At 47.6% G+C, this 26,784-nt stretch carries 29 protein-coding genes; 19 read left to right on the top strand and 10 right to left on the bottom strand.

Going from position 1 to position 26,784, the window contains the following annotated elements; translation table 11 throughout:
* Positions 1-223: 223 nt before the first annotated feature.
* From FC47_RS03390 to FC47_RS03330, 16 genes are all read left to right on the top strand, one after another.
* Positions 224-985 carry a phage tail family protein gene (locus tag FC47_RS03390; RefSeq protein WP_056967888.1) on the top strand — a complete coding sequence of 254 codons (762 nt, stop codon included), beginning with the start codon at positions 224-226 and terminating at the stop codon, positions 983-985.
* Positions 985-3,276, top strand: coding sequence for a phage tail protein (locus FC47_RS03385; protein WP_056967886.1), 2,292 nt, complete (start codon positions 985-987; stop codon positions 3,274-3,276). The genes FC47_RS03390 and FC47_RS03385 overlap by 1 nt, the downstream gene beginning before the upstream one ends.
* Positions 3,276-3,452, top strand: coding sequence for a hypothetical protein (locus FC47_RS10550; protein WP_155519129.1), 177 nt, complete (start codon positions 3,276-3,278; stop codon positions 3,450-3,452). The genes FC47_RS03385 and FC47_RS10550 overlap by 1 nt, the downstream gene beginning before the upstream one ends.
* 14 nt (positions 3,453-3,466) lie before the next feature.
* Positions 3,467-4,828, top strand: a complete 1,362-nt coding sequence (locus tag FC47_RS03380; protein WP_056967885.1) for a BppU family phage baseplate upper protein — start codon at positions 3,467-3,469, stop codon at positions 4,826-4,828.
* 17 nt (positions 4,829-4,845) lie between these two features.
* Positions 4,846-5,355 (top strand): Ig-like domain-containing protein, encoded by a 510-nt coding sequence (locus FC47_RS03375; protein WP_056967882.1) that lies wholly within the window; start codon positions 4,846-4,848, stop codon positions 5,353-5,355.
* A 12-nt stretch (positions 5,356-5,367) separates the two neighbouring features.
* A complete protein-coding gene (locus tag FC47_RS03370; RefSeq protein ID WP_056967880.1) occupies positions 5,368-5,838 on the top strand; it encodes a fibronectin type III domain-containing protein in 471 nt (156 codons plus the stop codon).
* Positions 5,839-5,849: 11 nt separating this feature from the next.
* Positions 5,850-6,332 (top strand): hypothetical protein, encoded by a 483-nt coding sequence (locus FC47_RS03365; protein WP_056967878.1) that lies wholly within the window; start codon positions 5,850-5,852, stop codon positions 6,330-6,332.
* Between the two features lie 16 nt (positions 6,333-6,348).
* A complete protein-coding gene (locus tag FC47_RS03360) occupies positions 6,349-6,717 on the top strand; it encodes a hypothetical protein (protein WP_056967877.1) in 369 nt (122 codons plus the stop codon).
* 17 nt (positions 6,718-6,734) lie between these two features.
* A complete protein-coding gene (locus tag FC47_RS10390; protein ID WP_240164301.1) occupies positions 6,735-6,869 on the top strand; it encodes an XkdX family protein in 135 nt (44 codons plus the stop codon).
* A gap of 69 nt (positions 6,870-6,938) precedes the next feature.
* The gene (locus FC47_RS03355) at positions 6,939-7,388 is read left to right on the top strand and encodes a phage holin family protein (RefSeq protein WP_235803986.1); all 450 of its coding nucleotides are present in this window, start codon (positions 6,939-6,941) and stop codon (positions 7,386-7,388) included.
* Positions 7,366-8,301: a GH25 family lysozyme gene (locus tag FC47_RS03350; protein WP_056967875.1), complete on the top strand. Its 936-nt coding sequence runs from the start codon at positions 7,366-7,368 to the stop codon at positions 8,299-8,301. The genes FC47_RS03355 and FC47_RS03350 overlap by 23 nt, the downstream gene beginning before the upstream one ends.
* A gap of 58 nt (positions 8,302-8,359) precedes the next feature.
* Entirely contained in the window at positions 8,360-9,433 is a 1,074-nt protein-coding gene (locus FC47_RS03345; RefSeq protein ID WP_056967873.1) for a hypothetical protein, read from the top strand.
* 121 nt (positions 9,434-9,554) lie between these two features.
* Positions 9,555-9,683: a hypothetical protein gene (locus tag FC47_RS11010; RefSeq protein ID WP_268888866.1), complete on the top strand. Its 129-nt coding sequence runs from the start codon at positions 9,555-9,557 to the stop codon at positions 9,681-9,683.
* Positions 9,684-9,855: 172 nt separating this feature from the next.
* Positions 9,856-10,065 (top strand): helix-turn-helix domain-containing protein, encoded by a 210-nt coding sequence (locus FC47_RS03340; protein WP_056967870.1) that lies wholly within the window; start codon positions 9,856-9,858, stop codon positions 10,063-10,065.
* Between the two features lie 225 nt (positions 10,066-10,290).
* The gene (locus FC47_RS03335; RefSeq protein ID WP_056967869.1) at positions 10,291-11,088 is read left to right on the top strand and encodes a Fic/DOC family protein; all 798 of its coding nucleotides are present in this window, start codon (positions 10,291-10,293) and stop codon (positions 11,086-11,088) included.
* Between the two features lie 42 nt (positions 11,089-11,130).
* Positions 11,131-12,498, top strand: a complete 1,368-nt coding sequence (locus FC47_RS03330; RefSeq protein ID WP_006499223.1) for an RsmF rRNA methyltransferase first C-terminal domain-containing protein — start codon at positions 11,131-11,133, stop codon at positions 12,496-12,498.
* A 138-nt stretch (positions 12,499-12,636) separates the two neighbouring features.
* Here FC47_RS03330 and FC47_RS03325 read toward each other — a convergent pair whose 3' ends face one another.
* On the bottom strand, positions 12,637-13,071 hold the full coding sequence (locus tag FC47_RS03325) for a Spx/MgsR family RNA polymerase-binding regulatory protein (protein WP_006499222.1): 435 nt from the start codon (positions 13,069-13,071) through the stop codon (positions 12,637-12,639).
* 13 nt (positions 13,072-13,084) lie between these two features.
* Positions 13,085-13,696: a TetR/AcrR family transcriptional regulator gene (locus FC47_RS03320; RefSeq protein ID WP_006499221.1), complete on the bottom strand. Its 612-nt coding sequence runs from the start codon at positions 13,694-13,696 to the stop codon at positions 13,085-13,087.
* Positions 13,697-13,832: 136 nt separating this feature from the next.
* On the opposite strand from FC47_RS03320, the gene scrK reads away from it, so the two are divergent.
* Positions 13,833-14,711, top strand: coding sequence for a fructokinase ScrK (gene scrK / locus FC47_RS03315; protein WP_006499220.1), 879 nt, complete (start codon positions 13,833-13,835; stop codon positions 14,709-14,711).
* A gap of 651 nt (positions 14,712-15,362) precedes the next feature.
* Here scrK and FC47_RS03310 read toward each other — a convergent pair.
* From FC47_RS03310 to mvk, 8 genes are all read right to left on the bottom strand, one after another.
* Positions 15,363-16,028, bottom strand: a complete 666-nt coding sequence (locus FC47_RS03310; protein ID WP_006499219.1) for an ABC transporter permease — start codon at positions 16,026-16,028, stop codon at positions 15,363-15,365.
* Positions 16,028-16,969 carry an osmoprotectant ABC transporter substrate-binding protein gene (locus FC47_RS03305; RefSeq protein ID WP_056967867.1) on the bottom strand — a complete coding sequence of 314 codons (942 nt, stop codon included), beginning with the start codon at positions 16,967-16,969 and terminating at the stop codon, positions 16,028-16,030. Before FC47_RS03305 ends, FC47_RS03310 begins: the two co-directional genes overlap by 1 nt.
* On the bottom strand, positions 16,956-17,606 hold the full coding sequence (locus FC47_RS03300; RefSeq protein WP_006499217.1) for an ABC transporter permease: 651 nt from the start codon (positions 17,604-17,606) through the stop codon (positions 16,956-16,958). The genes FC47_RS03305 and FC47_RS03300 overlap by 14 nt, the downstream gene beginning before the upstream one ends.
* Positions 17,606-18,802 (bottom strand): ABC transporter ATP-binding protein, encoded by a 1,197-nt coding sequence (locus FC47_RS03295; protein ID WP_033934877.1) that lies wholly within the window; start codon positions 18,800-18,802, stop codon positions 17,606-17,608. Before FC47_RS03295 ends, FC47_RS03300 begins: the two co-directional genes overlap by 1 nt.
* A gap of 220 nt (positions 18,803-19,022) precedes the next feature.
* Positions 19,023-20,063 (bottom strand): type 2 isopentenyl-diphosphate Delta-isomerase, encoded by a 1,041-nt coding sequence (fni, locus tag FC47_RS03290; RefSeq protein WP_174435175.1) that lies wholly within the window; start codon positions 20,061-20,063, stop codon positions 19,023-19,025.
* A 60-nt stretch (positions 20,064-20,123) separates the two neighbouring features.
* Positions 20,124-21,227 carry a phosphomevalonate kinase gene (locus FC47_RS03285; RefSeq protein ID WP_006499213.1) on the bottom strand — a complete coding sequence of 368 codons (1,104 nt, stop codon included), beginning with the start codon at positions 21,225-21,227 and terminating at the stop codon, positions 20,124-20,126.
* Positions 21,228-21,253: 26 nt separating this feature from the next.
* The gene (mvaD, locus tag FC47_RS03280; RefSeq protein ID WP_056967865.1) at positions 21,254-22,234 is read right to left on the bottom strand and encodes a diphosphomevalonate decarboxylase; all 981 of its coding nucleotides are present in this window, start codon (positions 22,232-22,234) and stop codon (positions 21,254-21,256) included.
* Positions 22,234-23,181 carry a mevalonate kinase gene (mvk, locus tag FC47_RS03275; protein WP_033934874.1) on the bottom strand — a complete coding sequence of 316 codons (948 nt, stop codon included), beginning with the start codon at positions 23,179-23,181 and terminating at the stop codon, positions 22,234-22,236. The genes mvaD and mvk overlap by 1 nt, the downstream gene beginning before the upstream one ends.
* Positions 23,182-23,363: 182 nt before the next feature.
* Between mvk and FC47_RS03270 the strand changes: the two genes are divergently transcribed.
* On the top strand, positions 23,364-26,207 hold the full coding sequence (locus FC47_RS03270) for a helicase C-terminal domain-containing protein (RefSeq protein WP_056967863.1): 2,844 nt from the start codon (positions 23,364-23,366) through the stop codon (positions 26,205-26,207).
* Positions 26,208-26,258: 51 nt separating this feature from the next.
* Complete coding sequence (locus FC47_RS03265; RefSeq protein WP_039944952.1) at positions 26,259-26,777, top strand: cell wall elongation regulator TseB-like domain-containing protein; 519 nt, start codon at positions 26,259-26,261, stop codon at positions 26,775-26,777.
* Positions 26,778-26,784: the final 7 nt, after the last annotated feature.

Raw genomic sequence — 26,784 nt, 5'->3', positions numbered from 1 at the left:
CTAACCGTCTGAACGGCATGGCGAGCGATGTACAATCGCGATTCGCCGGTTCGCTGACTATGCAAGACAGCACTTTGCAAATGCAAAACAACGCGCTTTTGCGCCAAATTGCAGGAAAAGATACAACGATGATTCTTGATTCTGGAGCACTTGTCGGCGCGACGGCTGGCAGTTACGATCAACGACTGGGGCAACGAACAGCATTAAAGGATAGGTGGAGTTAATGGCATTCATATTCAGAGATTTACCGCCAACCGAAGTTGACGTTGACACGTTGCCAAACGTTGAAGGTTTCGCTTTCGCCGATTTCGATAGCATTAAATCTGGTTGGTGGTTAACCGAGCGAACGGCACCAACGCCGGAAGAACAAGAAATCACTGAAAGCGTGCCATATCGTCAAGGTAGCTATGATTTCTCGATGATTGATAACGAGCGTTTTTTCAACAATCGAGAAATCACCTACAAGCTGTTATATGTTGGCGAAGAGTATCACAACCGCAAAGGCTTTGAACAAGAGCTGAAACGACAACTAATGCCCCACAACTGGGGCAAGTTGGTTGATACTCACGAGCCAGTTTATTACTGGTGGGCCAAGTGCAAGAGTGTTGAAGTTGACGATAGCAGCGATGATGAAACGCTTGAAGCGTCAATCGTGTTCACTGCATATCCTTATGCTTACACGAACCATAATGAAGGTGCTGATTATTGGGACGATGTTTTCTTTCCGCACTGGATATGGCAACAAGTCAAGTTCAGCGTCAACGGCAGTCAGGACGTCAATGTTTTTAACATTGGCTCACGGCCGGTTTTATCGTCATTTGTGGTAACTGGTAACGTCAAGGCAAAAGGGAGTTTCGGCGAAGTATCGTTAAACGAAGGAAACTACAAACAAACGCAAGTGGTTCTTGATATTGGCGACAACAAGATCAACTTGTCTGGCAACGGCACGATTGAGTTTGTTTTTAAACGTGAGGAGATGGTTTAATGTATCGCATTATCGGCTACAACGAACCAACCGACAAAAACGGCTTTATCGTGCTTGATCAACGAGTTAATCGCACGGTCAGCGAAGGCAAGTTGACAATCAAAGAAACTGATATTGACGATCTGGAGTTAACTGTAAATCGTGATAACTTGCTGTTTGACAACGTTAGGCCAATGCACACACATGTTGAAGTCTACGATGACGATAAACTGCTGTTTCGTGGACGTGCAATCAAGCCGAAGAAAGAAATGCAGTCAAGCGGGCGTTTTATCAGAACTTACACGTTCGAGGACATCGAAGCGTATTTGCTAGATAGCATTCAGCGGTTCTATGAAGCGGTTGGCCTAACGCCAAAAGAGTTCCTGCAATCGCTGATTGATGTCCATAACAGCCAAGTACCCCAGTATAAGCAGTTCAAGTTGCGTAACTGCAACGTTACCAACAATAAAGATGATGCTTATCGGCAAATCGACTATCCAAAAACGCGGGACGCAATCAAAGACAAGCTGATTAACGAGCTGGGCGGTTATCTGGTAACAGAGTACAAGCCGGACGGCCCGAATATCCTTGACTATGTAACCGATATTGGCAACGATCATAAGAACGATACGCCTATCCAGTTAGCAGTTAACATGCAATCGGCTAGCCTTACGATTGACCCTACAAAGGTTATTACCCGTGTAATCCCACTTGGTAAGCAGTTGGATTCGCAAACCGTTGATGTTAGCGGTGAAAACTCAACCGTAACAACTGGCGGTGGGGCTACAACTGCTATTAATGGCGATTGGACGGAAGCTATCAAGCATGCTGCTAAGATGATGAACGTTAATCTTGACCAGAACGGGTTGAACGCTGTTCTAAGGCGTATCAATCAGGAATCTGGGGGTAGCGAAACGGTAACGAACAACTGGGACAGCAACGCACGGGCAGGGCACCCGTCAACAGGGCTATTACAGTATATTCAGCCAACTTTCGATACCTGGAAGGTGCAAGGCTATGAAGACATTCATAAAGGCTTTCACCAACTTTTAGCGTTGTTCAACGATTCGAACTGGCTTGCTGATATTTCGCGTGCCGGTGGTTGGGGCCCAACTGGTACACGGCGGGTTAATGGCCCAGTTAGTGATACCACGACCGAAACGCTCACAAATGGTTGGGGCTGGCCATTCCCTAACGTTGGCGAAGGCAGTTTTAGCCAAGTACAACGGTTCGGCTATGATGGCGGTTATCGAACAAATTCATTCCATGACGGTTTGGACTTTGGTTCGGTTGATCACCCAGGAAGTGAGGTCCACGCAATCCACGGTGGCACGGTTGTTTTCAAGGGCTACATGGGCGGGCTTGGCAATTACGTTGTAACGCACAGTACGGACGGTTTTAACATCGTCTATCAAGAGGCATTCAGCAGTGCTGGTCAGATTCGCGTCAATATCGGTGATAAGGTCAAAACTGGCGATGTTATCGGTTGGAGAAACACTGACCACTTGCATGTTGGCGTTACCAAAGCCGATTTCTATGAGGCGGTCAAAAAGTCGTTCACGAACGATGGCACGTGGTTAGACCCACAAGCGCTGATCAAAAACGGCGGTGATGGCTCACAGTCTGAGGACGAAAGTAAGAAAGAAGAGGTCAGCAACTCAAACGCTGCTAGACCGAAGCTAACGATTACTAGCGTTAATGAAGGGCGTGATTATATCGATATACCAGACTTGCAAAAAGAGTTTGGCATTATCAACGGTACAATTGAGTTCAACGAAGTAACCGACGCTAACGACTTGATGAACCAAGCGAAAGCGTGGATTAGCGCGCAACGAGTGCCCGAAAGCTGGGAAGTTAGCGCGGTTGAGTTGAACTTGCCTAACTTTGACCATTTCAAAGTTGCCGACCGGTATATGTTCATCAATCCTTATGTAGCGCAATCGCAACTTCTGCGAGTGGTGCAAAAAGAAGTTGATCTATTGCAACCGCACAAGTCAACGCTGACTATCGGCGATAAGTCGTTAGGACTGACCGACTATCAGTTGGAAACGAGCCGTCAAGCGCAAGACCTAGAAAGGGTTAAGGTTATCGTTAGCCGTGTTGCTGAGATTCAAGCGAGCGGTCAGGCGGACACGTCAAGCACGACTACGATTGTCCAGAGTGGGGCAAGTAGCCAAGACGTAACGCAATTGAAGTTTGATATGCAACAACTGCAAACGATCATTAACGATAAGATACCGGCGGGCTATGTATCGCAAGCGGACTTTAACGTACTGAAAGCCGAAGTTGATAAGTTGAAGGGAGCTAACTAATGGCAACTACCGATGATATGAAAAGCATTGCGGAAACGATACGTAAAGCCCAGTACGGAAAAGATGTTCGGGAAGCTATCGCAAAAGGCTTTGAACTGTTAGCTACAAAGCAGGACAAAGTAGACGGTTTTCTGGATTCGTACGGGCTTGATGAAGACACTTTAAACGAGCGATGAAAGAAGGTGAATGAATGGCATTACGAGAAAAGGCACGGCTAACGCTTGATCTAACACGCTATCAAGACCAAATTCTTGATATTAGCGGTTATTTCAAAGGCCGTGTAGGTGATACGGACGATTATTTGCCAGTGTATATCACTAGCAATAGTCTTCCCGTTGATATGCGGGGTTGGAAATACGAGTACGGCGGTGTTGACAGTCAAGGATATGCGCACAAGCATATCTATCCCGTTGAAGCTAACGATCGCAACGATCAAATCGCATTAGGACGGGTAACGTTGCACTTTGACGAGCGCACATTTAACGTGCCTGGACACTGGCAACAATTTTTTGTTCGTTTCATCGGCCGAGATGGTCAGACGGTATCAACCGTTGACATGGATTTTGATGTAATCGATGATCAGTTTTTCGCACACGTTGGGAATGCTGGCCGAGATTATATTGAAGAGTTTGAGCAAATCCTTAAACAAGTAACCGATGAAGGTAACACGATTAAGGGCAAACTTGATGATGCTGGCGAAACGTATAGCAAGGAATTTAACGATTGGTTGACCAAGTATAAGCAATCATTAAGCGATGCAATGGCGGAAGTGAACGACCCTAAGGACGGTTTGTTCGCACGGTATAACTCGCTGCTGCTTATGACGCAACAAATTCAAGAAACGCTGAAACAAGCCCAGTTCCATGATCGAGCATGGCAATTCAGCGATGTTCCGACAATGCAGAGTTATGCTGCGTTAGCTGCGAACGACCTTGCAATCACCAAAGGTTGGGATAACTACGATGACGGGCATGGCGCTGTTTGGCAAATCCGCGTTAAGCACAAGGACGAAACCCCAGATGGTACTAACGTCATTGCGCTGTCTAACGGCATGGTTGCCGAGCGTAACGCAAGCATGGTTACGGCTGATAGCTTGGAAGATTTACTCTACGGGTACGAAATCACAATCGTACACAATCAAGCGGATTATCCAGAACCAAAAGTTATGTATTACGAATACGCAATCGGCACTGAACCAAACGGGCTTGGGAGTGGTCCGAGCGGTTTTGGGCAAACTAACACAAAGCTAGTTCCGTGCATGGCTACGTATCCAGACGCCAACACGATTAAGGTTCGACTACCGCGTAATTTCTACCTAGATGACGCGCCGAACTTTGAATCGAGTGCTGGTGCTTGGTATGTTCACGACGGCTATAAAACGATTAAAGTCAGTCTGGGTAACGTTAACGCGCAACTGGCACTGACTGGAGAAGATAAAGGCAAGAGCGCCCTTGCAGGCGGTTCAGGCTATTTCAGCAAACCAACGAGCCCCACTGATCTGCGAGCTATCTATATTGATGAGCATACGCAACGGCTAGAATGGCGTAACTAAAAAGGGAGGGAGTTAAGTTGAAATACTATATCTATCAAGGTTTAGGCGCTGACGGGGAACTAACCAAGATTGCGGAAGTTACCGACCAGAAAACCTACACGGTTACTGGCTTGCAAGCAAAAACTACCTATCGCTTTGCCGTAAGCAGTTATAACGGCTTGCGTGAAAGCGCCAAGTCGAACATCGTAACGGTAACTACTAGCCAAATTCCAGTACAATCTATCACGATTGCGATTGATAAGACTTCGCTTGAAGTCGGCGGTACTGCTAAGGTCAGCGTAACAGTAACGCCCGCTAACGAAACGGACGGGAACTACACGTTGAGCAGTACAACGCCAACGGTTGCTACGGTTGATCAGTCTGGCAATATCAGAGCGGTTGCACCTGGTACGACCACGATTAAGGCAACTGTCGGCACTAAGACGTCTAACGTGGTTACAATCACGGTCTATGAAGCACTGGTCAACGTATCTAACCTTACTGCTAGCGATGTTACAACTAACTCTGTCAAGCTGAGTTGGACTTAAGCGGGTGATCTTATGCAGTTTCGCATTGAAGATAGTAGCACGAAAAACGGGGCTGCTACTTTGATTGCAACAACGAGCGCCAAATCGTACACGATAACCGGCCTTAAACCCAGAACTAACTATTGGTTTCACGTGTATTCTTGGAACGGGATTCGAGAAGGAGCGGGTTCCTGGCTGGCCGTCAATACGCATGGCATTCGTATTCGTGTTCCTACTACCTTAACAGTAGGGACAACCTACACTGTAACCTATCTTGAATATCCATTAGGTAGCGTTCCAATTGGGACTGAGCCTAGCGGTTTTTTTGGTGGTGGGAATCGTCAAACGTTGTCGGTTGAAGTGGTTAGTGTTGCTAACGGCATTAGCACGCTTGAGATTCTTTCATCGTTTGATAAATTCTCAGACAACAAACTAATGCAAAGATTAGATGATGGTAGCTTTGGCGTATTCGATGGCGTCAAGGCTATTTATTTTAAGAATTAAGAGGTGAAAAAATGGACCTTACTAAGATTTTTAGCGGAATGGACAAAGGCCCTGAAGCTATTCAAGCTAACTTTGAAAAGTTGAAAGATTTCGTCAATGCAACAACTGTAAGTATTGATCACACTAACAATATTGTTCCTGCAATTGGTAAGTTAAAGGATGGTTATAATCAAGCTGACATTATCAAAGTCGGTACTACGCTTAGCATTTTTATGATCGAGTTCACGTTAATTGAAGTCCCAACTTATAACGAGTGGCAGAATATGAAAATTGGTTCTGTGCCTAAAAGTTTTCTGGGAGGAGCTACTCATGCAATCAAACTGCATTACGGCCTTGCAGTTGGCGAAGGTAATCAAAATAACGGTTTTTACACGGCAGATTTCAATCTAGACACTAACACTGGACAAATCAACATGTATTCTCGTTCTCGTTATCCGCACGATTCTGGGAGTCAGCCGATGGTGAATGTATCTGGTGTGTGGTTGCTGTATTAATCGGAGGTGATTATTAATGTCAAAAAAGATTTATTTTTTCGATTCAACGAACAAAAACGCATTTAGCTACTTTGACATCGTTGAAGATGACGCACAAGTTCCCGCAAACGCAACGACTATCGCGCCATTTGACAACGAAGGTAAGCCGTTGCTTAACCCTACCTGGAACGGGTCGGCTTGGGCCGGTGTAGACGAAGAAACTTGGCGCAAGAGTTTACCGGAAGTGCCACATGAAGAAACAAAGGCAGAGCCAAACTCTGATGATAAAACTATCAGCATGCTTACGGCTCAACTGCTGCAAACGCAAATGACGGTTAATCAGCAAGGAAAGCAAATCGCTAGTCTGACCAGTGCACTACTGGCAAACGCAAAGTCAACTAACTAAGAAGCGAGGTAAAAGCTATGTATTCTATTTTTAAGATGTATTACCCAAAGGGCTATTTCACGGTACAACAATGCAAGGACGCGGTTTTTGTCGGTTGGCTGACCGCCGAACAATTCAAGGAAATCACCGGACAAGATTACGTAGCTGCGTAATCTTTTTATTTTGTCGCCTATGAAAGATAACAGTATTGCATAGCAAGGCGGCAGTTAGGAGTTGGGAAATTGGACGTTATTAAGTATCTTGCTGACGGTCCAGGCGTACCATATCATATGCAATACATGGAGCACTTGCATATGCTTGTCGATAACAAAATCGTGTGGCTGTTTGTCTGGATTGTCGTCGCTGACATTATCACGGGCTTTTTGAAGTCTTTGGTTACCAAGAAAACGAGCAGTCGCAAAGGCACTGATGGCTTGATTCGGCACGGGGTATTGCTGCTAATCATTATTACGCTTTATCCTATGCTTGACATCAACGGATTTCGGAGTGCCGGCGACACGCTGATTATCTTTTATGTTTTGTTTTATGCTGTTTCGATCATTGAAAATCTGGGGCAAATGGGCGTACCCGTTCCCGATTTTGTCAAGCAGTATATCTACAAATTAAGTGATGAGTATGTTCACGAAGACAATAACAAGGAGGTCAAAAATGGCACGCGAAATCATGATTGATCTGGCTAGTTATCAAGCTAACCTGACCGCTAACGACTACCGCGCAATCGGTGCAACTAAAGCAATCGTTAAGGTTACAGAAAGCACTAACTACGTCAACCCTTATATTCAAAGCGAAGTAAATAATGCTGCTGCGGGTGGTGTTAACGGCTTTGCATTCTACCATTTCGGACGTTTCACGAATGACGCCGGAGCAAAGGCGGAAGCTGATTTCTTTATCGCAAACGCTAAGGCAAAGGCAAACGTTAAGCCTGGCACGCTGTTAGTCCTTGACGCTGAAATCAACAACATGCCAACGTCAAGCGTTATCGTGTTCTTGGATATGTTGCGCAACGCTGGTTATCATACCGGTTTCTATACCTACAAGTATCTGCTACCTAAGTTTGATCTGGAAGCAATCCACCCGCACTGCGATTTCTTCTGGTTAGCTGCATACGTACTGGCAAACGGTAAAGCAGACGGCAAAGAGCCTAACTTTAACTACTTCCCAAGTGCCAACTACGTTGACGCATGGCAGTATACTGATAACCTGTTAGGTTACAAGGTTGACGGGTCTATCACGCTGACTGACAACGCTTTGGCGCTGTTTAACCCAACCGAAGTTAAGCAACCGGAACAGCCTGCACAACCGACTAACAAGCCCGCTGAAACGGTCTGGAAGGACGCACTGGGCGACGAATGGCACGCTGAAAATGGTACGTTCACGAGTACAACTGCACTGCATCTGCGGTGGGGTGCTAAAGTAACCGCAACGTCAATCGCTGTCTTGCCTTCTGGTAGCGTGATTAAATATGACGCATGGAGCCGTCATAACGGGTTCGTTTGGCTGCGTCAACCACGTGGCAACGGTCAATACGGCTATCTGGTATGCCGAAATGCTAATACTGGTGAGCCTTACGGCACTTTCAAATAACGATTAGACCTAGCTTAACGGCTAGGTCTTTTTTTCGTATCAAAAGGGAGCTTATATAATGGAACAATTAATTTTTTATCCACGTGTTATCAAAGTCGATGACACAGACCGCACTATTAACGTCATAGCGCTTGTTAATGATGAACGGCTAGAATTTACCGACAACATGACTTACACGCTGAAATTGGGCAATCAGAGCGGTTATATCAAGGATATAGCGTTAACCGAACCTTCATTCAGCAGTCAGGAACTTAAAGGCTTGCCGTCTGATATGTACACCGCTGAACTATGGGTTACGAATGGCGATAAAACAAGAATCTATCCTAACAAGGATAAAGGCTATCTGGGTTTGCAAGCCAATGTAACGGCAATGGTTGGCGAAGTGCTGCCAACCTTAACGGTTAGCGAAATCAAGGCTGAAATCGAATCTAAGCTGAAAAATGCGGGTAGCGGTGGCACTGCTGAAAAAGGTAACGATGGAAAAAGCGCTTATCAAATTTGGCTTGACGCCGGAAACAAAGGCACTCAACAAGACTTTCTGAATAGCTTGAAAGGTACTCAAGGCGAAAAGGGCGATCCTGGTAGCAATGGGAACGATGGCAAGAGTGCCTACCAAACATGGCTTGACGCCGGTAACAGCGGAACAGAGCAAGACTTTATCAACAGTCTTAAGGCGCCGAGTGTCGCGCCAACAAAACGTGCTGCGACAAGCCTTTTTGTTGATATGAACGATTCAAAAAATATCATCGGTCGGTTCGACAATGGCTGTTGGGTTGAAATGCGGACGATGGCAAGCTGGGTCCCGTTGTATGCAACTGGTTCAGCTGGCTATGGTAGTGTAACTTCACAATCGTTTGTTCACGATCAATGTTGGTGTAACGTGCTATCCTATATCAACGGTTTTCTGACCGTAAGCGCAATGCAAAAAGCTACACCAGCGCAGTTCGAGTTGTGGAAGTCTTGCGTGGTGCATGAACCATATGCTGATGTTGATCAGTACGACTGGAGCGCTTGCCGTATTACGTCAACCGGTAGCGATGTCGGCGAAGTCGATTTTGCAAAGATGATGTTTGCGGTTGGCCTTTTCACTGAAAGCACAATCTTATCATTAGGTGCAACGAAAAAATCATAGTGTTTAGTCCTAGCTACGGCTAGGGCTTTTTTTATTTTAAATAAAAAACACTGTAAAGTATTGAATATAGTTCTGTACAGTGTTATAATAAATATATCAATTAGGAAAGGGGGGAAGCAAAATGTCTAAACATAAAGGACATAAAAAGAAAAAGAGCGTAAAAGCTTCACCGCTCGAAACCACATCAGCAATCGCATCAATCATTGCGGCGATTATCGCATTGCTAGATTGGCTAGGAGTTAAGCCTTAACACTCTTTGAAATAGGGGCGCGGGGAAACCCAAACCCTTATTTCCGTATTTTAGAATATGGAAGGGGATTAATCAACTATGACTAAAAAAACAGCACACACTATTGTCTTAGTATGTTCGATAATAATTATCATTTTGATTGTTTTACAATGGTTAGGAGTGAAACCTTAAAATGGATATTGATTTAAATAGCCCAGACATTATGAGCGCAACTGATGCAGCTAAGATTTGGGGAAAAAATATTGCGTATGTTCGTAACTCGATCCGACAAAGCCCTCAAAAATGGCCCAATGGATCATATAGAGTAATCGGGAAAACTTTGGTAGTAACAACTGCGGGAATGGAAGCTGCAACTGGCATTAAAGATCCACGTAAAAAATAAAGCGGTCGTCATATGACGGCCGTTTTTTGTGCAATGAAAGTGCAACGGTTAGAAAATTTATAGGTCATTATATATCGCTGAATTAAGCTGATATGCATATTTGCGCACTATAAAAAACTATATAACATTATACCGACCTTAGCTTTTAATGTTTGAAAGCATTGTTTGATGGCCAACGGGCGCGCTACAATTGGGTTAATTAGATTCAGAAGGGAAGATGGCAACATGACAGCTTTGATTAATCGCAAAACGCATCATATTGGCGGCGTTGAGTTTCGCAATCCGCGCAAATTTCAGCTACTGGCAGTGACGGTTGCCAACAGTGCCGTGGAAGGCTGGGAGCCAACCGATGAACAGATACGGGCATTGGCTGATGCATATGATCACCCGCAGCCTGAATTAGACGCACAATTGGATCGGCTGCGGCATTGGCGGGTTCCGGTTGCTAAGCCGGCGATCACGGATGAGCAGGCCTTAACTCATACTTTTTTAAATCCAAACGGCACCTTGAAAAATAAGCTGGGCATTCATGATAAAGCGGATCTTGATGAGCATGAGTTTGTTCAAGGTTCATTGGTAGGGCTGAGAATGCTGCAGCGCGGTTTTAAGATAGCCAGTGTTGACGATCTATGCCGGATCAACCGGGCCTTGTTTGGCGATCTATACGACTGGGCCGGTGAGCTGCGCAACTATAATCTAACCAAGCAGCAGACGTTGTTTTTGCCGCCGAACGTTTTTGACAATGGCATTCGCTCGGTCAATGCTGAGATTACCGCTTTAAAACGGCAGTCACGACCACAGACAGCCGCATACGCCAAGCTTTTGGATGAGCTGAACTACCTGCATCCATTTCGCGAGGGCAATGGTCGGGCCATTCGTATTCTGATTGAATTATTGGCAAACGAAAAAGGCCAGTATCTTTATTATGACGCTGAGGATGATGAGTTTATCCAGGCGCTGTATGACTCAAAGGTTGACGTTCTAACCCGTAAGCTCCATCTAACGGCTTTGGCGATAGAATAATGCTATAATAATAAGGATATTTTATGACGAGGAGCTTTTTTTGTGAAACTACCAACTGCTTTTATTGAAAAATACCGTCAGCTGTTAGGTAATGAGACCGATGCGTTTTTGGCCGCGTTTGATCAGCCAAGCTGCAGCGGCTTTCGTACCAATCCTTTAAAAAACGGCCAACCGGATGCCACGTTGAAAACAGCGTCAGGTAAGATTGAATATGTTGAAAATGGCTGGTTTGGCAAGGTTGATGGCAAGTCGCTGGATCACGTTACCGGTTGGGTATACAGCCAGGAACCCAGCGCCATGTACGTTGGCGAGGTCGTGGATCCGCAGCCGGGTGAGCGTGTGCTGGATCTATGCGCGGCCCCAGGTGGTAAAAGTACGCATTTAATCGCCAAAATGCATGATGAGGGTCTGCTGGTTGCCAATGAGATCTTTCGCAAGCGGGCCAATATCCTAGCTGAAAATCTTGAACGCTGGGGGACTCGGCATGCAGTCGTGATGAATGAGAGCCCAGCTGACCTTGAAAAACAGTTTCCGCAGTTTTTTGATCGAATCTTAGTGGATGCGCCTTGTTCTGGTGAGGGAATGTTCCGCAAAGAGCCGGCCGGAATTGAGTATTGGACGCCGGATTATCCAAGTGAATGTGCCAATCGTCAGCGCAAGATTCTAAGCTCAGCTATGAAAATGCTCAAACCGGGGGGCACGCTGGTTTATTCCACCTGCACGTTTGCCCCGGAAGAAGATGAGCAAAACGCGGCCTGGCTGTTGGACAACTATGATCTGACCATGGAGCCGATCAAGAAGTATGCCGGTATGGACGATGGCCGACCAGAATGGGCAGACGGCAATCCTGAATTAAGTCGTGCCGTGCGTCTGTTCCCGCATCATATCCAAGGCGAAGGCCATTTTATTGCTAAATTCCGTCTGCAGGGCGGTTCAGTGATGCCGGTATCAGCTAAAAAGAAAAGCAAGAAAAAGGGCAAGCAGCGCGCTAACCATAATTCGATTACCAAAGAGCAGCGAACCTTATTTGAAAAGTTTGCTGCCCAAACGATGCCCAGCTATCAGGCAAATCATCTGCTGACTTATGGTGATCAGCTTTATGATCTGCCAAAGGGAATCGATGAGATCGCGCAGATGACGATTCTGCGGCCGGGACTGCATTTGGGAACGTTTAAAAAGAATCGATTTGAACCCGCGCTGGCTTGGGCCTTAGCCAGTCAGCCCACGGATACCGACCATGTCTTGTCGATTACGCTTGATCAGTGGCGCCAATACGTGCATGGCGATACGCTGCAGCTGAGTGGCGAGCCTGGCTGGCAGCTGCTGGTTTGTCAGGGTCATGTCTGTGGCTGGGGCAAGCTGGTTGGTCAAACGCTTAAAAACTTTTATCCAAAAGGGCTTCGATTCTAGATCGCTTTATTTTCTTGAACGATCATGCAATCAGACTAACGAGAGTCGTAAATAAAAGCGGTGCTGTCCCGAGGTGAGGACGGCACCGCTTTTTAAGATTAAAAAACCTCATCTCATCGGTTGAGACAAGGTTGGAGGCTAATTGTAGGCCAGCTGCATGGCTTGACTTGAGCCGCGACCGTTAAGCTTGCCCAAGAGTTGCGACAGTTCCAGGCGCCGCTGCTGATGAGGAACCAAAACCCCCATCTTATCAGCATTGAAACCCGTCAGCATTTTGTGGCCACTGACGATTAGCGGACTTTTAAGGATCTGTGGTGTTTCTTGAATGGCATCAATCAGCTGATTCATCGTTGGCGCGGGATGTTTGGCGTAAAGTTCTTTGGTTGCCTTGGAACGTTCGGATACCAGCGTTTCAGTGCCATCGGGCGAGAGTTCCAGTAATTGGAGAACTTCATCGCGCGTTAAAGGATCTTTATTCAGGTTGCGGGATTGGAAGTCAAGGCCATGCTTGGTCAGCCATTTTTCCGCGCGCCGTTTGGCAGGATTATTTGTGTGAAAGTAAAATTTAATCATTGGCAATTTCCTTTCATAAACTAGTTTCGTGTTTTTCTTCTTCAAACAAGCCATTAACCGAAATGCGGACGACTCTTTTGATCTGTGCATCGTCGACTTGCGTATTGTTGAGCTTTGCTTGACGCAAAAGCCACATGATTGGTCCCAGCAGCAGGGCACCAACCAGAAACTGGTCGCCAACGACTGCTGATTGACTTTCTTTGCACAGACGGCAGTACAGGCCGCTCAGACTGTTGGTAAACGAGGCGCCTTCCTGCCTGGCAGTTGGCGTAATCAATTCGGGAGCGGCATGAATGGCCATGATATAGTTGGCCTGCAGAGGATATTTTATATACTGCCGAGCAAAATACTCTAGGCAGGTGATTAGTTGTTCTTTAGTTGAGTCGGTTTGGGCCAGCTGTTCGTCCAGCCCGGATTCCAGCTGCTGTTTAGCAGCAACATAAATCTGTGAGAGCATGTCCGTTTTATCGCGGTAGTACACATAAGGGGTGCCGGAACTGATGCCGGCCCATTTGGCGATTTTACCAAATGACAGCCCTGCGAGACCGTCACGATCCACGATTTCAAAAACGGCTTGGATAATTTTAGCTTTTTTAGATTGGTCTTTTTCTCTCATGTTAATCATACTAAATGATCATTTAGTTAAAGTCAATGAAATCTTGAAAAAAACCGGAAAAACTTGTTGATTAATTAAGAAAGCGTTATTATTGATAAACGAATAACAATAATAGGACAATTTTAACGAGCGAGGGATTAATTTTATGATACTTGGTAGTATTGAAGCCGGCGGGACCAAATTTGTCTGTGCAGTTGGCAATGAAAATTATGAGGTAATCGATAAGGCAATCTTCCCCACGATTGACCCAGCAACCACGATTGGCAACTGTATTGCATTCTTCAAAAAATATCCGGAAATGCAGGCGATGAGCGTTGCCAGCTTTGGACCGATCGATATCGACAAGCATTCGGCTAAATATGGCTACATTACTGATACGCCAAAGATCAAGTGGTCAAACTGTGATTTTATCGGAATGCTGAAGCGTGGGCTGGGACAAAACCTGCCAATCTACTTTACAACCGACGTTAATGGCTCGGTTTATGGAGAATACGTCAATCTAAAGGATCAGCTGCCTAAAGCCGACCTGGTCTACTATACGATTGGGACTGGCGTTGGGGCCGGAGCAATTCAAGATGGTCACTTTATTGGCGGCGTTGGGGCACCGGAAATGGGGCATGTCTTGGTAAAGCGGCATCCTGACGATCTGAACTTTACGGGGATCTGTCCTTATCATGGCGACTGTCTGGAAGGCCTGCTGTGCGGTCCGACCTTTAAAGCACGCCTTGGTAAGCGAGGTGAAGACGTAAGCGACGATGATCATGTCTGGGACATTATGGCTTATTATGCTGCTCAGGCAGTAATGCAGGCAACGTCAATTCTGCGGCCCGCCCGCGTGATTTTTGGCGGCAGCGTTTCACGACCACACTTTATGGAAAAGGTTCGCGATCAGTTCAGACAGCTCTACAATGGCTATCTGGAAGTCGGCGATCTGGAAGAATACATCACGAATCCAAGCGTTCCTGGCAATGGTTCGGCAACGCTGGGCAACTTTGCTTTGGCAGAAAAGATGCTTCATCAATAAAAATGAGATCACGGTGCTTGAACGGGCATGCGTGATTTTTTTGGTAACGGGCTTTGGTTTTCCCAGGAAATAATCAAAGCAAGCCGGTCGCATTACATCAAAAACGAAAACTGCACGGGTAATTGACGTGATTTTGGCAAGTGCAGCCTGAGATTTGGCTAGGGCTTAACGTGGCTTGGCTGTCATTTGATGATAAAGTAAATGATCGGGCGTTGATGCTTTCAAGCAGGCTTGTTTGTGAAGAAAAACGAATCTTGAGCAGCTTACAGGACTGGATTTACCTACTATTCTTCGTTTTTGGACCGGAAGTAGGTAAGTGAATATTAAATTCGCCAAACATTACCTACTTGAGACGAATTTTTTCCGAATCGTAGGTTTAGAAACTGGTAGGGGTTGATTGGATCAGACCGACTTTGTGAATTACCTACTATGCATTGATTTTTGATGAAAAGTAGGTAATGAGGTTTTTGTCATATGCTTTATACAAGATTTTTTGCATATCTGCTGGGCATCAATTAACTATTGGCAAAATATTTGAAGAATACATAATCAAAAAGGTCTTTAAGAATCAATAGCGTCACCTCAAGCCGGAAAAACTTGAGGTGACGCTATTTTTATTTGACAGTTGCCATAAATGAAGCAGTTTTGGCTTTATTGCGCTTTTTTCGCGGTGTGCGGTGCCAGTTTATGCTGAACCCAGCCCAGTACCCAGTCAGTAATGATCGCCATTAAAGCAGTTGGCAAGGCACCGGCAAGGATGATGGCCCCGCCGTTGGTTGCGTTGGTCCCACGAATGATAATATCACCCAGACCGCCGGCACCAACAAAAGAGCCAATTGCCGTAATTCCGATGGCAACGACCAGGGCATTCCGAATCCCGGCCATGATAACGGATACGGAAAGCGGCATTTCAACCATGACCAAAAGCTGCCACTTCGTCATGCCCAGCCCGCGACCGGCATCCAGTGAAACAGGACTGACGCTGTCCAGGCCGGCTGCCGTGTTTTTAATGATCGGCAGCAGCGAATACAGAAAGTTGGCAACGATAACGGTCTGGTCCCCCAGTCCTAAGACCAGCATCAGCATTGAAACCATGGCCAAGGAAGGAATCGTTTGAATAATGTTGGCGATACTGATAATCGGCCCATTTAAGTGATGGTGACGAGAAATCAGGATTCCAAGTGGGATTCCAACTAATGCCGCCAGTAAGACGCCATAGACAGAGATGGCAAAATGATGGTTAAACTGCTGCAGAACATAGGTGCCATTATGACCGAGGTAGTACCAGAACTGCTGCCATAGACTCAAACCCTTCATTAATTGTCGCCTCCTTCAAAGTAGTGGTGCTTAACTAAGAAACGGTGCGCAACCGTAGCGGGCTCCAACAGTTCGTCATCAGCCTGATAGTTAAGCTCCTGCATGGTTGATAGACTGATTTTGCCATCCAAGCGGTGCAGGACTTTTTTAAGATGCGGATCATGACGAATGATTGCGCCTCTGACGACTAGTGAGCAGTTATATGGCGGGAAAAAGTGCAGATTGTCCTTTAAGATCTTCAGGTTATAGCTGCGGATTCGTCCGTCAGTTGAGTAGCCTAAAATAACCTGCATTTTGCCTTGTTCGGCCGCATCATAGACCAACCCGATCTGCATTGGGTAGACGCGCTTGAACTTAAATCCATATACCTTGGCAAAGTCGTTGTAGCCATCGCCTTTGCGGTTCATCCAGGAACTGTCGACCCCAGCCGTTAATTGACTGGCAACCGGCTTCAAGTCACCGACCGTGGTTAGATTATACTTTTTGGCATTGGCCTGGGTTACCATGAAGGCATAGGTATCGGCAAAACCGTACGAAGGATAGCGAATCTCATCGTAACGCTGCTTTAAAAGGCGATCAACGGTTTTAGTAGCTTTTTTGGGGTCTTTTTGAGCGGGCATGCCCAAAGTCCCAGTCAAATCAGTTCCCGTGTAGCTGGTCGCCATAATATCAGCATCATTGTTTTGCAGCGCCTTGTGTGAAACCGATGAGCTCCCCAGGTTATTGACCATCTTGACCTTATAGTTGGTATCATGTTCGATCAGATCCTTAAGCATGTAGCCCATGATCTGAGATTCAGTTGAGCTTTGGGTAGCAATCCGCAGCGTCTTAGGCTGATGATAGGTGGTCTCAGTAGAAGAGCTACAGCCGCTGACGCCTAAAACGAGGATAAAAATGCTAAAAAGCAGCGCCCCGATCTTTAAATTTCTATGCCTGATCATTAGCCGCACCTCCCCGACTCGTAGTAGGTGTGAGTTTGCGTTCCACAATGCCCAGCAGCCAGTCAGCAACCAAGGCCAGGATGGTAACTGGGATCGTACCGCCGATGATCAAATCCGGTTCGTAAAGGTCCAAACCATTGAAGATGAAATCACCCAAGCCGCCAGCCCCAATGTAGGAAGCCAGCGTTGACCAGGCAATAACATAGACGGCCGCCAGACGAATCCCGGCCATGATTACGGGCAGGGCTAATGGCAGTTCAACCATCTTGATTGATTCCCAATTGGTCATGCCCATTCCCTTGGCGCTGTCAATCAAGGTTGGATCAACGTCTTCCATGCCGGCATAGGTATTGCGTAGAATCGGCAGCAGGGAATAGATAAACAGTGCTACGATTGCCGGCGTCTTGCCAATTCCTAAGATTGGAATCATCAAGGCCAGCAGTGCCAATGAAGGGATGGTCTGCAGCATGCTGGCCAGCCCAATTACGAATCTGGCAATTTTTTTACAACGCGTTAAAGCAATTCCAAGAGGTACCGCAACAATGATTCCCAAAGCAAGCGAAACAGCAGAAATATAGATCTGCTCCCATGTTTTGACGATCAGTTCGGTCCCATGTGCTTGCAAGAATGCCATCATTATTGCTCACCTGCCTCTTTTAGATCCTTAGCTTGGTCTTTGGCTGGATGGGGATTTTCAGTGGTTCCCCAAACGGCATCATAGATTACGTCAACCAGTGCTGATCGGGTAATGATGCCTTTTAAGTGATTTTGCTCATCAACTACGGGAACGTACTCCCAATTCCGTTCCAAAAGCGGTTCCGTAATCATCTGCAGGCGTTCGTCTTCCTTGATCTTAACCGGTACCGCATGCTTCATGTCATCAATAATCAACTGCGGCTGCTGCTGGTTGCGCAGCGTCTTTAAGTCAAGAATCCCGGTCAGATGATCTTCATCGTCGACGACCATCAGACTGTCGACGTGGTATTGGTGCATTTGGTTCAAGGCATCGCCGAGATTTTGCTGAGCGTGAATCTTGATTGGATTTGGCCGCATGATCTCGGCTGCTGTCAAGTGGTTGACCTTGGCCTGGCGGAGACGTTCTGGACCAATCAGATTGGCAACGAACTCATTGGCAGGGTGAGTCAGTACATCGTCAGGCGAGGCATTTTGAATGATATGTCCTTGATCCATAATCACGATTCGATCGGCCAGCCGAATTGCTTCATCCATGTCGTGGGTAACCATGATGATGGTCCGGCCCATCTGCTGCTGCAATCGCTTAACCAGCCGCTGCAGTGCTTCACGCGTCAACGGGTCCAGGGCACCAAACGGCTCATCCATCAAGATGATCTGCTGATCGGCAGCCAAGGCCCGAATAACCCCGATCCGCTGCTGCTGACCGCCGGAAAGCTCGGAAGGATAGCGATCCAGAAATTCTTCGGGTAGTTCGACCATTTTGATCAGTTCCTTGGCACGGGCATCGCGTTTTTCTTTAGGCCATTTTAAAAGCTTGGGAACCAGCGTGATGTTATCGCGAATCGTCATATGTGGCATCAGCCCGATGTTTTGAATCACATAGCCAATACTGCGGCGCAATTCGATTGGGTCAATATCATGGATGTTTTTACCATCGACAGTAATATCGCCGCCAGTTGGAATCAGCATACCGTTGATCATTCGCAGGGTCGTCGTCTTGCCACCGCCAGAGGTCCCGATAAAACAAACGAATTCTCCACGCTCAATGCGCAGATTGATATTTTCAACAGCTACCTTGCCTCCCGGATAAATCTTGGAGACGTTCTTAAATTCGACCATTGGTGGTTTAGCAGCCATATGCATCCTCCTCCTTACAGTCAAAAATTAAAATTTCCCAGTGCAAAAAATTAGAAATCCCTCACTAACTTTAGTATAAGATTGACCAGCCAAATTGTCATTACTTAAAAAACGTTCACCTGTCGCGCAAGTGAACGTTTTCAAAAAAATATCCAAGTAAAATAGTTTATTAAATATAAAATGTTATTCTAATTATCCGAAATAGTATTTTGAATTATGCTTATAAGCCACGTTGGGTTGCATAGCTGATCAGTTCAGGACTTAAGACTACTTCGGCCTGCTTCAGCTCGGCAAAATCATGACAGCCCAAAAGCGTCAGCAAGCGCAGGATTGCTTCTTGCCAAGTGTCCAGCTCGCGATCTAAGGCGTCGTTGCCCTCATCAAGCAGCGTGTGCAGAAAATGGCCAGCCACGCCGACTGCACTTGCGCCCAGAGCACCAGCCTTAATGACATCGAGTGGCGAAGTAATGCCGCCCGAAGCAATAATACTAACATCGGGATCTTTAACGGCGCGGGCCTCCAACAATGATTCTGGCGTCGTCTGTCCCCAGTCATTGAGCATTGACAGGTCGAAATGATGATTGCGCCGATTTTCGATGGCCGCGAAGTTGGTACCGCCGCGGCCACTAACGTTGATGTATCTAACGCCCAGCTTCTGCAGCCTGGCAATGTTTTTTTTATCCATGCCGAAGCCGACTTCCTTAACGATGACGGGGATGCTTAGCTGACTGACCAGTTTTTTGATGCGTTCCTGCCAGAAAAACTCACGATCTCCTTCTGGCATTACCAGTTCCTGGGCAGCATTGAGATGAATCTCAATGGCATCGGCTTTTAGAATCTCAATTGCCTTTTGGGCCTGCTTTGGATCGACGCTGGCGCCAAGATTGGCAATGACTGGTTCAGTCGGCATCTTTTCGCGAACGATGGCAAAAGATGCCTGGGCCTGGGGATCTTTTAAGGCAACGCTTAAAGATCCGGTTGCCATTGCCAGCCCATGCCGATGAGCAAGTGCTGCTAGTTGGGCGTTGATTTTAGCCGTCTGCATGCTGCCGCCAGTCATCGCTTCGATATAAAAAGGCGATTTGAAGGTCAATTCGCCCAGCTTAACGCATGGATCCGCCTGGCTGAGTGCCATTTCCGGCAGGCTGTTGTGAATCAGGCGGACCTGATCAAACGGATGATTGGCATGGGATTGCGAGTAGAGCTTTTCGGCCAGTGAAACATGTTCATTTTTACGGTGAGCTTGCAGCGATTCCATAATACCTCCTTGAATAGGGTACATAAAATTCGCGCGTCACGAAATAGCGGCGCGCGAATGGATTTATTTGATCTTGAGCTTGTAGCGGCGAATCGAGTTGACAAAATGAACCGCTAACGGCAGCTGTTCGATTTTCTTAGTCTGCCAAGCCGCTAAAAGGCCATCCAGATCAGCATGACCATCAATTGCTACGATGCCGCAGTCGCCGCCGCCAGCACCGGAAGTCTTGGCCGCGCCGCCGAAATCTTCGGCAATGCGACATAGTTCATGCAGAATCGGCGTTTCAATCTGGACTCCGGAATTGGCACCCAGATTTTTCAGCAGCTCGCGGTTTTTGCGAATCTCGCGCTTGATTACGTCCAGATCAGCCTGATGAAAGCCTTCAATCATACGCTGAATGCAGGCCTTGCTTTCTTCCAGGAAATGATGATACTTATCCTGCTGACGGGCCTTAAACAAAGAGATCTTGTCGACCAGCCGCGAAGTTGAAGCCGGGCTGCCGGTCCAGCCGATCAAAAGCTGCAGATTGGCTGGGGCGGTGAGTGATTCGATTTTTAGATCAGGCCATGGCAGGTCCAGCAGAGTCGGCAGATCCAGGTATTGGCGCTGTTCAGCAAGCCATTGCCGATCAAACGAATGGTACGCGATCCAACCGCCATATACCGAAGCCGCCACATCCCCCAATGAACCGTTGCCTTGGACGGCGAAATGGGCGATGGCAGCCAGCTTAAAGAGCTTGTCCTTGTCAACCGGCAGATCATAAAAAAGACACAGCGCCTTGACCGTGGCAACGGTAACCGCGGCGGAAGAACCCAGACCATATTTTTTGCCATTGGCTGAGTCAAGCTGACTGTCAATATAGATGTCGTAGATCTGCAGCTGACGATCCAGGCTGCGGGCATATTCTTCGGTGACGCTGATGGCAGAAAGAATGTAGGCGAACGGGTTGTCGCGCTGATCAACGACCATTTTATCGCCTTGCCGCCGCCAGAGCAGGGAGTTTTCGTGGTACTGCTCACTGATGATGCGTCCCGTGTCGGCAGGACTGACTTTGATTGAACAGGTAACGAACTGGTTTAGCGCAACCAGAATTGCCGGGTAGCCATTTTCAACTACGGCATATTCACCGGCAATATAAAGCTTGCCAGGAGCTTTTGCAGTAATCAATTTTCCATATTCCTCTCAATATTGGTTTATTTTTGATCCAATAAGACTGTTCCTGGTCCGGGCTGGGACACGACCAGATTGTCGGCGCCGAACAGTGGGGTCAGGGCAGCTTGAATTTTACTACGGTCAGCCCGATCGTAAATGACTTTTACGTTCGGACCCGCATCCATCGTATAATAACAGTTTGTACCACTGGCGCGCAAGTTATCGATCGCGTGCATAGCTTGGAGCGTAGCGGCATTAAAGTATGTAAAGCCAGGATCGGCGGCCAGATTCAGGGCATGCATGCGCAGGGCATTTGTCTGAGCAATGTGGCCAATTTCATTGATATCGCGTTTTTCAATGGCCAGCTTGATTTTCTGCATGTCGGCTTGAACGACCTCGCACCAGGATGGGTAGTAAGGCGAGGTCTCAACGACGTGCTGCATACCCAGCGTGCTGGAAACCTTTTTTTGCTCGGTATTGAGCAGGATGGCCATCATTTCAAGCGGGAAATCCACCTTTTCCATAATTGGCTCCGCATACGAGGTGAGGTCATCAACACCGCGATGCCACTCAACCAGGCCGCCATAGATTGAGCGGGTAGCTGAGCCTGATCCGCGACGCGCCAGTCTTGAGAGATCACGGCGCGCCAGTTTCAGACCTGCAGCCGAACTGGCGGCCATTGCCAAAGCAGCAAAGGCTGAAGCCGAGCTGGCCAGACCGGCTGCCATGGGAACGTGGTTGATTGATTCGACCCGGGCAAACTGATTGATCTGACTCATCTGACGCACGATCGACAAGACTTTTTGAACTTTTTTTAAGCCTTTGCCGCTCACCGGTTGACCATCAATAATCAGCTCATCAGCGGTCAGCTGGGCAGAAAACTCAACCTTGGTGTCGGCATAGAACTCATTCAGCGTTAAGGAAAGACTGTCAGTTTGCGGCAGCATCAGCTCACTGTCGCGTTTTCCCCAGTATTTAACCAATGCGATGTTGGTGTGCGCCCGCGCGACTGCACTTGTCATTATTCATCCCCCTTTGCCAATGGCTGAATCCAGGTTTCAACCGCACCATGCTGTTTTAAGATTCCGGCCAGCTTGCGAGCACCCAGGGCAGTTTTGGCAAGTGCAAACATGCAGCCGCCGCGTCCGCCGCCAGTCAGTTTGGCACCTAAAGCTCCATTTTGCCGCGCAACTTGGATCAAGCGTTCAAGTGCCGTGTCGCTGACGTTAAGCTCGGTCAGTTCGTCTTGAGCCAGATTTAAGACGCGTCCCAGCTCATTAGGATCATCGCGGCTTAAAATCGTCCGCGCACGCTCAGTCAGCTTACCCAGATGTGCCAAACGCTGCTGGGTAGTCTGCGGATCAGTGGCCAGCAACTCTCTGACGGCCATGATGGCTTCTTTAGTGGCACCTTTGACGCCGGTGTCGGCAATCACCATTGTGGCATGCAGGTTGAGCTCAATTGGCTGGCCGGGCTGTCCCTTGATGAAGTAAATTGGCTGATCAGAGCTGGTCGTGGCCGCATCCAAGCCGCTGGGACTGCGATGCGTGATCTGTTCTTCAACATCGGCCAGCTTTAATAGCGTTTCACGGTCCAATGGCGTTTCATATAAATCAAAAAAGGCCCGTACAATGGCAATCGCGGTGGCGGCTGAAGATCCCATGCCGCGCTCGGATGGCAGCATGCTGTCGATTTCCAGTGTCCAACCGTCATCTTGACCGTTGAAACGTTCCATCAGGGTGTTGATGAGTTTTTGAATGCCTGCCATGGATTCGGGCAGACTGGTTAAATTTCCTTGGGCCCAGCTGCATTTGACAACGTGACTGGCAGATGTCGTGTCAGCCGTGAGCGTTGCCTTAAGCTTGACGTTTGGCAGCGGCAGGGCAATTGCCGGCTGACCATAGACAACGCTGTGCTCGCCAATCAGAATAATCTTGGCGTGACTTTGCCCAATACCTTGTTGTTTCAATCTGAAACCTACTTTCTTCAAAAATGTTTCTCTAATTATCTTAACCTAATCTGGGGATGTCTGAAAGATTTTTATATTTTTTAGCGCTTTTTGCTGCCAAACATCCAGATGCAACAATGGTCAAGATGACAAATGAATAGTATCATGGTGGTGAGAAATATAACGAAGTACGGTGAAGACAAGTGAAAAAACAGTCAAAAAAGCGCGAGCCGATTTATGCGATCGTTGACTTGGAAACTACCGGTACCAGCGTTAAGCATGGCGATCGGATCATTCAGATTGGCTGCGTTTTGGTTCAGGCAGGCCAGATTATCAATCAGTTTGAAACCAAAATCAATCCGCGCACCAAGATTCCTCACAGTATTGAGCAGCTGACGGGAATCACCAACTCAGACGTTCATGACGCGCCTTGGTTTGATGACGTAGCGGATACGCTGGAAAGCCTGCTTAGCGATACGATTTTTGTTGCGCATAACGTTAATTTTGATTTTCCGTTTTTAAATGCAGAGCTGGAGCGGGCAGGGCATCAATCCTTGGCAATTCCAGCGATTGATACGGTGACGCTGGCCCAGATCCTGCTGCCCACGGCTAAGAGCTTTCGATTGCGCGATCTGAGCTCTTATCTGGCAATCGAGCATGATCAGCCGCACAGTGCCGCCAGTGATGCTGAGGCAACGGCTGTGCTGCTGATTGATCTTTTAAAAAAGGTTCATCAGCTGCCCACGCTGACCCTGGCAAGCCTGGTTAAGATGAAGCTGCAGCTGCCAAAACAGACGGCAGACGTGTTCAGCCAGGAGCTGGAAAAACGCCGCCATCATCCGCAGAATCTAAGCGCTGATCTCTACGTCAGCAATGGTCTTGTACTGCATAAGTCGCGTCCTTTGGCAACCCCAATGGCCCATGACAAGAATGCCTACCCAGCCACCAAAAAGGCCAAGGAGAAACTGTTTGGCGATCAACTGGAGTTCCGTGCCACGCAGTCTAGGATGATGAACAGCATCTATAATCACTATGCTCATGATGCTGAAAAGCCAATGATCATTGAGGCCGGAACCGGGGTCGGCAAGACTTTGGGCTATCTTTTGCCAATGGTCTATCAAGCTTATCCAGATCGGCAAATCGTGGTTTCAACGGCGACCAACCTGCAGCTGCAGCAGATTGAGCAAAAAACGATGCCGCAGCTTAATGCAATGCTGCCATTTGAGGTTGCCAGCGTGGTTGTAAAGGGCAACGATCATTATCTGGATCTTGCCAAATTTGCACACTCGCTGAGCATCGTGGAGGATTCTAAGCTCGTGCAGCTGCTTAAGGCGCGCATTTTGGTATGGCTTTTGCAGACGACCAGCGGCGATATGGATGAATTGAATCTGAATGCTCAGCAGTCGCCTTATTTTACCGAGATCCGTCATCATGGGCTCAGAACGCTGAGTCGCGACAACCCGTTTATCAAAGATGATTTTTTGATGCGGCGCAACCGTCAGCTTCAGCATGCTACGGTCGTGATTACCAATCATGCCTATCTGGCTGCCCACGCGGCTGAGTTTGGCCACGACGCGCTGCGGCCGTATCTGGTGGTTGACGAGGCGCAGCACCTAAGCGACAGTATTTTGAAAAAAGCGCGGCAGACCGTGGATTTTCAACGCTTGACGACGGCAGCTCACGTTTTGGAGGGCCTGGTTAAGGAAGGCAGCGAGCGCAATCTGATTGATGTCTTCGCGCATCTGCCGCTGGGAATCTATAACGTTGAGCTGCTGCAGGGTGATCTGCAGCAGCTGGATCAGGCATTCTTAGATTTTCAAGGAGCGCTTTACCGCAGCTTTATGCTGAACGCAGCGGGCGAAGACGATCAGATTATTGAACAGGTCGTTGATAATGACCGGCTTTATGCACTCCTGGATGCGTCAGGACCGGTCATGATGAATCTTGAACAGTCATTAGCCAGCGTCCAGCTGCATTTTTCCGCGCTTGATCATCTATTTGCCTCGCGCAGTGACAGCTGGCTGACCAGTGATCGCTACCTGATGAGCCAGTTTGCGACCCAATTGGCAGCATTGAACGGGGCTGACGAGGTGCTTCACGAGTTTGTGTCGGCCTTGGATCAGCATGATGAGGCCGCGGTTTTCTGGCTGACGGTTCAGCAGTTGCATGAGCGCAGCACGATGAAATTGAGCGGGGGACTCTTAAACGCCAGTCATTACCTCAGCGAACAGGTCTATCCATTCTTTCAGCCGGCACTGTTTGTCGGGGCGACGCTGTTTACCTCTAAGCGCTCCAACTATCTGTACCAGCAGCTGGATCTGAATCGTGATAACGTCAAGGTCAAGCATTTCAAGTCGCCGTTCAACTACCAGCAAAACAGCCGGCTTTTGATTGCCAAGGACGCGCCGATGCCAGCCGATGCCGATAATGGCGACTACATCCGCTATCTTAGCCAAACCATCTACCGCCTGGCCAACGAGACTCAGTGTCAGACAATGGTGCTGTTTAATTCACTCGTGACGGTTGAACAGGTCTACAGTCAGCTGCGCAGTACCGATCTGTTTAATCAGCGTGATATTTTGGCTCAGGGAATCACGGGCAATCGCGAAAAGCTGCTGAAACAGTTTGCAACGGGCGAAAATTCGGTTTTACTGGGCGCGGCCAGCTTTTGGGAGGGAATCGATCTACCCAACAACCAGCTGCAGCTTTTGATCATTACGCGGCTGCCGTTTGACTCCCCGCAAGAGATTCTTAACCGCGCGCAAAGCAGCCTGCTTAAATCAAAGGGCATCAACCCGTTTTATCATTTAGAGCTGCCTAAAGCGACGATGCGGATGCGGCAAGGAATCGGGCGTCTTTTAAGAACACCGGATGATTATGGCGTGGCCGTTGTTTTGGATCCGCGGCTGAGCGATCGGCGCTACGGGAAAACGATCCTGAATGCCTTGCCGGAAATGATGCCGGTAGCAGCAGCGGCAACTGCCAATGTGATTGAAGAGACAAAAAAATTCTTAAAAAACCATGAACGATCCACGCAGCGCCAGTAGATTTTGTTATAATGCAAGAGATACTGAATTGAATTAGGAAGGAAGGCCGCTATGCAAAGTCGCCGCGAGGTACAAAGAGAACGCAGTCGTGGAACATCGAAGCGGATGATTCGTGATCTGCTGATTCTGATCATCCTAATTTTTTTGGTTGGCTGGAGCATCTATGCTGTCGGCAATCATCCCAAAGCAGAAGCGGAACGTCAGGCAACCACAATTGCCAAGCGTTATGCCAATTTAAAGACGCGCACTGATTTTTACATCTACAACCGAGAAAATACTTATTACACGGTTGCAGGCAAAAACAACAAGGGCCAGCGGATTCTGGTCATCGTGCCGCAGAAAAACGGCTCAGTGCGGGTTGTCAAGCAAAGTACGGGATTAACCGAACAGCAGGCGCTTGCCCAGGTTAAGAGCAATGAGCATCCGAAAAGGGTACTCAAGGCCGTGCCGGGAATCTTTAATGACAAGGTAGTCTGGGAAGTTACCTACCTTAACAGCAAAGGCAATCTCTGTTATGACCTGATCAACTTCAAGACGGGCAGCTATGTGCAACAGATCAACAACTTATAGTTACATT

This window comes from Limosilactobacillus mucosae DSM 13345, from assembly GCF_001436025.1.
Classification (GTDB): Bacteria; Bacillota; Bacilli; order Lactobacillales; family Lactobacillaceae; genus Limosilactobacillus; species Limosilactobacillus mucosae.
Note: the sequence above shows the minus strand (reverse complement) of the source record. Positions and strands in the feature narration are given on the sequence as shown.

What these genes read in the sequence shown, in the direction of transcription:
- FC47_RS03390 (WP_056967888.1), top strand. Translation starts at nt 224, where the DNA reads ATGGCATTCATATTCAGAGATTTACCGCCAACCGAAGTTGACGTTGAC.
- FC47_RS03385 (WP_056967886.1), top strand. Translation starts at nt 985, where the DNA reads ATGTATCGCATTATCGGCTACAACGAACCAACCGACAAAAACGGCTTT.
- FC47_RS10550 (WP_155519129.1), top strand. Translation starts at nt 3,276, where the DNA reads ATGGCAACTACCGATGATATGAAAAGCATTGCGGAAACGATACGTAAA.
- FC47_RS03380 (WP_056967885.1), top strand. Translation starts at nt 3,467, where the DNA reads ATGGCATTACGAGAAAAGGCACGGCTAACGCTTGATCTAACACGCTAT.
- FC47_RS03370 (WP_056967880.1), top strand. Translation starts at nt 5,368, where the DNA reads ATGCAGTTTCGCATTGAAGATAGTAGCACGAAAAACGGGGCTGCTACT.
- FC47_RS03365 (WP_056967878.1), top strand. Translation starts at nt 5,850, where the DNA reads ATGGACCTTACTAAGATTTTTAGCGGAATGGACAAAGGCCCTGAAGCT.
- FC47_RS03360 (WP_056967877.1), top strand. Translation starts at nt 6,349, where the DNA reads ATGTCAAAAAAGATTTATTTTTTCGATTCAACGAACAAAAACGCATTT.
- FC47_RS10390 (WP_240164301.1), top strand. Translation starts at nt 6,735, where the DNA reads ATGTATTCTATTTTTAAGATGTATTACCCAAAGGGCTATTTCACGGTA.
- FC47_RS03350 (WP_056967875.1), top strand. Translation starts at nt 7,366, where the DNA reads ATGGCACGCGAAATCATGATTGATCTGGCTAGTTATCAAGCTAACCTG.
- FC47_RS03345 (WP_056967873.1), top strand. Translation starts at nt 8,360, where the DNA reads ATGGAACAATTAATTTTTTATCCACGTGTTATCAAAGTCGATGACACA.
- FC47_RS11010 (WP_268888866.1), top strand. Translation starts at nt 9,555, where the DNA reads ATGTCTAAACATAAAGGACATAAAAAGAAAAAGAGCGTAAAAGCTTCA.
- FC47_RS03340 (WP_056967870.1), top strand. Translation starts at nt 9,856, where the DNA reads ATGGATATTGATTTAAATAGCCCAGACATTATGAGCGCAACTGATGCA.
- FC47_RS03335 (WP_056967869.1), top strand. Translation starts at nt 10,291, where the DNA reads ATGACAGCTTTGATTAATCGCAAAACGCATCATATTGGCGGCGTTGAG.
- FC47_RS03325 (WP_006499222.1), bottom strand. Translation starts at nt 13,071, where the DNA reads ATGATTAAATTTTACTTTCACACAAATAATCCTGCCAAACGGCGCGCG.
- FC47_RS03320 (WP_006499221.1), bottom strand. Translation starts at nt 13,696, where the DNA reads ATGATTAACATGAGAGAAAAAGACCAATCTAAAAAAGCTAAAATTATC.
- scrK (WP_006499220.1), top strand. Translation starts at nt 13,833, where the DNA reads ATGATACTTGGTAGTATTGAAGCCGGCGGGACCAAATTTGTCTGTGCA.
- FC47_RS03310 (WP_006499219.1), bottom strand. Translation starts at nt 16,028, where the DNA reads ATGAAGGGTTTGAGTCTATGGCAGCAGTTCTGGTACTACCTCGGTCAT.
- FC47_RS03305 (WP_056967867.1), bottom strand. Translation starts at nt 16,969, where the DNA reads ATGATCAGGCATAGAAATTTAAAGATCGGGGCGCTGCTTTTTAGCATT.
- FC47_RS03300 (WP_006499217.1), bottom strand. Translation starts at nt 17,606, where the DNA reads ATGATGGCATTCTTGCAAGCACATGGGACCGAACTGATCGTCAAAACA.
- FC47_RS03295 (WP_033934877.1), bottom strand. Translation starts at nt 18,802, where the DNA reads ATGGCTGCTAAACCACCAATGGTCGAATTTAAGAACGTCTCCAAGATT.
- mvaD (WP_056967865.1), bottom strand. Translation starts at nt 22,234, where the DNA reads ATGACAAGTGCAGTCGCGCGGGCGCACACCAACATCGCATTGGTTAAA.
- FC47_RS03265 (WP_039944952.1), top strand. Translation starts at nt 26,259, where the DNA reads ATGCAAAGTCGCCGCGAGGTACAAAGAGAACGCAGTCGTGGAACATCG.